Genomic DNA, 4275 nt, shown 5'->3' on the forward strand with positions numbered 1-4275 from the left:
ATGCGAATACCGATTTTTTCCGCAGCCTGCATCACAGTTGTGCCTTCCGGCACCTTGACCGGAGTGTCGTCGATTGTCACCGAAATCTGTTTGGGACGCTTGGCCATCATATGCTTTGCGATCCTGCACCGGGCTTAAAGTTTGAATGTCTGTTTAACAAATCTCAATGGATTGGGTGTCGTCCCACTCCTCCAGACCAACCGCCGTTCGACCGTTACAGGCGGAGTACTGCATCAAAGCGGCAAACCTGGAAGCAGCGTCCGCACTTGATGCACCGCGCCTGATCAATCACGTGCGGCTTGCGACGCTCGCCAGATATGCACTCCACCGGACAATTTCTGGCACATGCGGTGCATCCCACACACTTTTCGGGATCGATTTCGTAGTGAATCAAGGCGACGCATTTCTTGGCGGGGCAGCGTTTATCCCGGACATGAGCCAGATACTCGTCACGGAAATGGGTGAGCGTGCTCAATACCGGATTGGGAGCCGCCCGTCCCAACCCGCAAAGGGATGCTTTTCGGACCAAATTGGCCAGCCGTTCCAGCTTCACCAAATCACTCTCGTCGGCTTTGCCTGTGGTAATCCGCTCGAGAATTTCCATCATCCGGGTCGTGCCCTCGCGGCAGGGCGTGCACTTCCCGCAGGATTCGTCCTGCGAAAAGGCCATAAAGAACTTGGCAATGTCCACCATGCAGTCGTCCTCGTCGAGGACGATCATACCGCCGGAGCCCATTATCGACCCGGCCTTGTTGAGAGTGTCAAAATCGACCCGCAGATTGAGCATCGAAGCCGGGATACAACCGCCAGCCGGTCCGCCTGTCTGCACGGCTTTGACTGCTTTTCCGCCTGGCGAGCCGCCGCCGATTTCCATCACCACTTCTCTCAGCGAAATGCCAATAGGCACCTCTACCAGACCCGTCTGCCTGACCTTTCCTGCCAAAGCAAATACCTTGGTGCCACCGCTAGCCTCGGAACCGATTCGGGCAAACCAGTCCGCGCCGTAAATGATGATGGCCGGGACGTTGGCAAACGTTTCCACGTTGTTGATCACGGTGGGCTTGCCCCAAAGGCCCACTTCCGTCGGATAAGGCGGACGAACACGCGGCTGCCCTCGCTCTCCCTCAATCGAATGGATCAGCGCCGTTTCCTCGCCGCACACGAACGCCCCTGCGCCCAGGCGGATTTCGATATCGAAATCAAATCCCGAGTTCAGGATGTTCTTCCCGAGAAGGCCCCATTCCCGACAACGCTGGATGGCGTTCTCCACACGTTCCACCGCCAGCGGGTATTCCGCGCGAACGTAAACAAACCCGCGGTGTGCCCCAATGGCAAAAGCGCCAATAATCATGCCTTCAATGACGTTAAATGGATCGGATTCCAGCATACTGCGATCCATGAAGGCCCCGGGATCTCCCTCGTCCGCATTGCAAATGATGTATCGTGTCTTTTCAGGAGACTTTCGTGCCAGGGCCCATTTTTGACCGGTCGGAAACCCACCACCCCCTCGACCCCGCAGTTTAGAACGGGTGATTTCATCCACGACCTTCTCAGGATCGTTCTCCGCCAGCACGCGCGTTAGGGCCTCAAAACCCCGATAGTGGAAGTATTCCTCAATACTGGTCGGATCGATGATTCCGTTGTGGCGAAGGGCGATCCGTGTCTGGCGGTTGAAAAATGCGATTTCGCCGTACAACTCGAAAAAGTCCTGACTGACGGGCTCTTCCTTCACCCGCAGACGCTCCACAATCCGTCCGTTTTGAATGTGTTCGCGAACGACCTCCTGAAGATCCTCCAAAGTTGAAATCCGGTAGAGTATGTTTTGCGGGCGAACCAGAATGTGAGTGCACTTGCCCGCCAGCTCCGCGCTGCATGCCCCGAAGCAGCTCGCCTTTGTCACGCGGCAGATCTCCGGTGGGATTCCCATGGCTTTCAATTGATTGGCCATGGGTCCACCGCAAATCTGTTCTCCTTTCCACCCGCATCTCAGCGATCCGCAGTTCAAGATCTCATATTTGGACAACTGTTCGATTGGACCATCCAGAACATGGTCCAGCAGCGGTTCCCCGCCAATTACATGTTGCGTGAAGATCTTGTGTACCAACTCGCGATTGACGAGCTGATACTTGATGGGCATTTCACCCATGCGAAACACGCTGACGATCGGCTCACGACTGCAGCGGCCCGTGCACCCCGTTTTACGGAGGACAATATCATCCCGTCCCGAGGCCGCGATGTGCTTGCGGAACTCCTCCGCCACCTCCAGAGAACCCGCTGCATGTTCACATGTTGCGGATCCCACCTGGATAAAAATCCTTCCCTCGCCGATGCGCTGTTGATAGTCGCTCTCGGCCCGGGATTTCAGCGCGTTGTAGGCATCCCAAATTGCTTGTGTCACGGGTCTTCCTCGCCCACATGAAATTCAGAATAAAGATCACTATCCGCGTCTTCTATTCGTCAAACCCAACGTCCGCTCGGCCAGCAGTGATCCCCAGATACAGACGAACATGCCGGCCGTGGAGCTCTTCCGACGCGTCATGCACCACCTCAGCCTTTCCACCTCGGAGTTATATCTTCAAGAGCGGTCAGCCTCCGGTTGCTGCTTTATTAGTGTTACGTCCGGCAGAAATGCCAAGTTCACATGGGAGATCAGACCTCTTTGGGCAGCTCGTATCCCGGTCGCTGCGGTCGTTCCACAAGACTGTTTGCCTCGTCGTCCCCGATAAAGATTTCGCGAACGGGATCCCATTGGAGGCGGCGGCCGAGATAGCGGGCAATGTTGGCAAGATGGGCAATCGTGATCGATCGATGCCCGATCTCCACATCCGCTACGGGTTTTTCCCGTGTCCGGATGCAATCCATCCAGTTTTCCATGTGGTATTTGGCCTGCCACAGAGCAACTTCGTCCCGCCATTTGTCGATTTCCTCTTTGGGAGGCAGGTCTTTGATGAGGTCCGGCGGATTGCAAGTAAATTTATTTCGATTGATCTCAATTTTGCCGAACTCTCCTGAGAAGATGGCACCGCCCATGGGGCCGTTCTCAAGCTCGAGACGGATGGGCGTGCCGTCTGCGTATTTCATGTGGACGGGGGCATTCATGTCTTTGGCAGCCCCCTGGGGACGGATGTCCACGGGACCAGTGTCGTCCTTCCCGAGGGCCCACTGGATTTGATCGAGACCGTGAGCGCCCCAATTAGTCATCTCCCCGCCCGAATAATCCCACCACGCCATCCAACCCAAATGGAGCTGACGGTTATAGGGACGGTAAGGCGCCTGGCCGAGCCACTGATCCCAATCAAGTTTGTCAGGAATCTGCTCTTCCGGCAACCCAGGATAGAACCGCGGCCCTGGATAGTTGCATCCCTGGACCACGCGGATTTTACCCAGTTTTCCTGACCGAATGAACTCGCAGGCGATCCGGTTCATAGCCATGGAGCGCTGCTGGCTTCCGACCTGGAAAACTCGGCCGTACTTCCGAACGGCGTTGACGAGCACGCGCCCTTCACGGATGTACAGTGTAAGCGGTTTTTCCGCGTAAATGTCCTTTCCTGCCTGGCACGCATGAATGCACACCAGGACGCGTGTGTGATCCGGCGTTCCTACGATAACCGCATCGATATCCTTTCGATCCAGAAGTTGCCGATGGTCCTGATAGACCGACCATCGCCCTCCCCCTTTTTCTGCGTTCACTTGTTCCGCCCGTTCCAGATAACAATCACAAACAGCCAGAATCTGCCCCTGATCCGGCAACTGCTCGATGAGCAGACGGGACCGGTTTCCCGTGCCAATAACTCCGACTGTGATCCGATCGTTCGCCCCCGGCCGAGAACCTTCCGCCAGTGCGGAACGAGCAATAACACTGGGAAACGCCAAGCCGGCCGTCACACCGCCGAGAATCTTGCAGAATGATCGCCTTCTCAATCGCATCATGAAAACCCTTTCTCAAAGACTGGCCTTTTTCCCAGACACGGGTGCCACACCTGAGCTGGACCCATTCCAACCATTAAGTGGGGTTCGGGGGCAATCCCGCCAAACACCATTCCTTGTGCTTGCCAAAGTCCTCAAAAAAACGGCTTATCGAATTGATTGCTCCGGGAGTTCTGTTTTAATTCCTTCGTCAATAGGCATCCGGTCTGGGATCGCATCTGTTTCTATCTGGAGCCGCCTCAATTCGCGCTTGAGTTCTTCGAGCACTCCCTGATAGCGGGGATCGTCGATAAGATTATGCCGTTCTTCCGGATCATTGAGCAAATCGTAGAGCTCCGCTTTGTGTTT

The 4275-nt window shown here is 55.6% G+C and carries 4 protein-coding genes; all 4 read right to left on the minus strand.

The genetic code is table 11. The features are described 5' to 3' along the window. Nucleotides 1-110 (minus strand): 2Fe-2S iron-sulfur cluster-binding protein (locus H5U08_RS19890; RefSeq protein ID WP_366494446.1); only part of this gene is annotated, 110 nt, incomplete at its 3' end. Nucleotides 111-214: 104 nt separating this feature from the next. After that, nucleotides 215-2398 carry an NADH-quinone oxidoreductase subunit NuoF gene (gene nuoF / locus H5U08_RS11295; RefSeq protein WP_297033055.1) on the minus strand — a complete coding sequence of 728 codons (2184 nt, stop codon included), beginning with the start codon at nt 2396-2398 and terminating at the stop codon, nt 215-217. Nucleotides 2399-2649: 251 nt separating this feature from the next. Further along, nucleotides 2650-3930 carry a Gfo/Idh/MocA family oxidoreductase gene (locus H5U08_RS11300; RefSeq protein ID WP_297033058.1) on the minus strand — a complete coding sequence of 427 codons (1281 nt, stop codon included), beginning with the start codon at nt 3928-3930 and terminating at the stop codon, nt 2650-2652. Between the two features lie 144 nt (nt 3931-4074). Next, nucleotides 4075-4275: sulfatase/phosphatase domain-containing protein (locus H5U08_RS11305; protein ID WP_297033060.1), on the minus strand; the 201-nt coding region annotated here is incomplete at its 5' end.

Source organism: Thermogutta sp. (genome assembly GCF_014359955.1).
Lineage (GTDB): Bacteria > Planctomycetota > Planctomycetia > Pirellulales > Thermoguttaceae > Thermogutta.